A 2,582-nucleotide genomic window follows, 5' to 3' on the forward strand; every position below is an offset into this window, starting at 1 on the left:
CAGGGAGATGGCCCGCCACGAGATTCTCGCCAAGCGCGTCAAGATCGACGTCTATTTCGCCGATCCGCACAGCCCCTGGCAGCGGCCGACCAACGAGAATACCAACGGCTTGATCCGCGAGTATCTTCCCAAAGGGCTGGATTTGGCGCCGATCTCCCAAGGCTACCTCAACGCCATTGCCCGACAATTAAACAACCGCCCGCGCAAATGCCTCGACTTTGAAACACCAGCGGAGGTCTTTGCGAGGGAAATCATGAACTTTCAACCCAGTGTTGCACTTCAGACTTGAAACCGCCGAGCCTTACCAGCGAAACCCGTGCTATCCAGAGCAATCACTTTGATCACAGCTGTCAACGATTGAACGGCAACTTGAGTGTTGACCGACGATTTCATCGTAACCATATTGGGGCATGACCAAGATGTGTGTGTGATGGGGCCGCATCTCACCGAAGACCTGCATCACCTGAGCGCGGGTCGTGTCCATGCCAGCCCGCATGTAGAGCAGCGTCACCGAAGGCGGTAACGCTCCACCCTAGATGACCCGAGCCACTCGCACAGCCAGGCACTGCAGGCTATGGCCAGGGATGTGGACCAGATCACTATGACGGTCACGATTCCCTTGCTTAGTTCCAAGCGGATAGGTGAATCAACATCCCAAGGCCACTGAGTTGGGATAAACCCCACCGCCAGGTTAGGTGCGCAGGGGATCCGACAAGGTGATCATCCCTTGCAAAGCAGGCCTGCCGCCCACGGCCTATGAACGGAAAACCGCAGTACAGCACCCTATCGAGGTGTCCGGTATTACTTGACCACCACACTCTGTGTGGCCCAAGGGATGTGATCGTTGAGCTCAACACCACTCCACCCCTTGCCGAGCACGGGGAACCCACCCTATGGCAACAGCAAGACGTGGACATCTATCTGCAAAGCGTTTGCAAGACGTTCAATGTTGTCGATCGAGATATTTCGTACTTGGCGTTCAACGTGCGCCACGAAGGTGCGGTGCAAGCCAGATTCCAACGCGAGATCTTCCTGAGACCATCCCCGTTCCTTGCGGAGGCGAACTATGTTCATCGCAAGGAGTTCACGCGCCGTTGGCGCGCGTGAACGAGACGATGATTCGCTGACAGGCATTGAATCAGTGTCTCGGAATGATGCTTTTAAGTCAGCCGCGTTTACGTCACAATATTGCCCCTCCCGATATATTCAGTTCCTACTGAGTTCACGGAAAACGTCCTCACCCGGCCAACGCGATCATTCGTCACGCGCCGCTACTGAAAGTCTCGAATCGCAATGTTTATTACTGACGTATCAGCTCATCATCCTTTCATGTCGGGCCTTCTTGGCACTGGAAAAGATGCTTGGCGGGCGGTGGGTATCACTACGCCCAATGAATGGTTTTACGTGAGTTATGCTGTTTCTACACAGGAAGGGCGTTTTTCCGAAACAGTGATGATTTCCAATCCTGCGAACGAGTTGGTAGCTTTTTTTGATCGGGAGAGCAAAGGTGTTTCAATCGTCGGCATCCAACTCGTTAGCCCGCCGTTTTTGAACGGTTCGGCTCACTGGAAGATGGAGCCATTGATCCGAATCTGGAAAAAGCCGTCCGACCCGTTGGCGCACGTGTATGAGGTCGCTGATGGTAAGCAGTACTGCAGAGCTTACGGCACATGGGACATCTCCGAGTATGAATTCTGGAAGGAGTTCACTTCACTCCAGTGATCGCCCAAAGCCTGGATCTGAATGAGGTGCAGATCTGGATGGTCCGTTCAACACCAAAGATCTGGCGCAACCTGTTCTTGGCGGACGGAAGCCCCTTTCTGAACAATCCTCCCTGCATATGATCAAGGCGATCATTTTCGACGTGTTTGGTACGCTGGCTGAGATTGGAGATCGGCGCCGCCCATACGCACGGCTTTTGCGCCTCGCAGCGCAGGCCGGAAGGACTCCACAGCCCGATGATGCCGCGCGGATCATGAGCATGAACGGTGACATCTGGGCCATCGCGAGGTGGCTTGGATTGGCTCTCTCGCCAGCCCTGTGCGATGAGCTTGCCGACGAGCTCGCGATGGAGATCAGCAGTATTCGACTTTATCCGGAGGTCGTTCCGGTCCTCCGTGCTTTGCAAAGACAAGGGTTGCAACTCGGATTGTGTAGCAATCTGGCCGAACCGTACGCACCCCCTGTTTTGTCCCTTCTACCCTTTGAGTTCGATGCGTATGCATGGAGTTTCGAGGTGGGTGTTGTGAAGCCGGACCACCGGATCTACAGCACAGTTTGGCATGTTGTTGCCGGCCGAAAACTGACCATCAATCGGGGTGAATTCCGGTTGAAATTTGACCAGGGTGTTTAACCTCCCTGCCTCTTTTTGAGGCAGAGGAAGCGAGGTGATCACCATGGAAATGCTGGGCAAGGTCAGACGGATGTATTACCGGGACGGACTGTCCCGTTCGGAGATTTCGCGGCGCACGGGCTTGTCGCGCAACACGGTCAAGAAGTGGTTGAGAGCTCCGGAAGGGGCCTCGGCGGCTTACCGGCGGGAATCCACGCCGGGCAAGCTGGGGCCGTACCAGGCCACCTTG

Annotated in this window: 5 protein-coding genes; 4 read left to right on the plus strand and 1 reads right to left on the minus strand. The window is 55.2% G+C overall.

The annotated features are described in order from the left end of the window. Window positions 1-289 (plus strand): IS30 family transposase (locus tag HHL15_RS26065; protein WP_169148647.1); only part of this gene is annotated, 289 nt, incomplete at its 5' end. Window positions 290-891: 602 nt separating this feature from the next. Here the strand turns inward: HHL15_RS26065 and HHL15_RS26070 are convergent. Next, window positions 892-1,134, minus strand: coding sequence for a helix-turn-helix domain-containing protein (locus tag HHL15_RS26070; RefSeq protein ID WP_169148681.1), 243 nt, complete (start codon window positions 1,132-1,134; stop codon window positions 892-894). Window positions 1,135-1,293: 159 nt separating this feature from the next. Between HHL15_RS26070 and HHL15_RS26075 the strand changes: the two genes are divergently transcribed. The 3 genes from HHL15_RS26075 to HHL15_RS26085 form a co-directional block, all read left to right on the plus strand. Further along, complete coding sequence (locus HHL15_RS26075) at window positions 1,294-1,722, plus strand: hypothetical protein (protein WP_169148682.1); 429 nt, start codon at window positions 1,294-1,296, stop codon at window positions 1,720-1,722. A gap of 118 nt (window positions 1,723-1,840) precedes the next feature. Beyond that, window positions 1,841-2,353 (plus strand): HAD family hydrolase, encoded by a 513-nt coding sequence (locus HHL15_RS26080; RefSeq protein ID WP_169148683.1) that lies wholly within the window; start codon window positions 1,841-1,843, stop codon window positions 2,351-2,353. A 34-nt stretch (window positions 2,354-2,387) separates the two neighbouring features. Next, a partial coding sequence (locus tag HHL15_RS26085) for a helix-turn-helix domain-containing protein (RefSeq protein WP_408065746.1) occupies window positions 2,388-2,582 on the plus strand: 195 nt, incomplete at its 3' end.

The organism is Zoogloea dura (assembly GCF_012927165.1).
GTDB lineage: Bacteria > Pseudomonadota > Gammaproteobacteria > Burkholderiales > Rhodocyclaceae > Zoogloea > Zoogloea dura.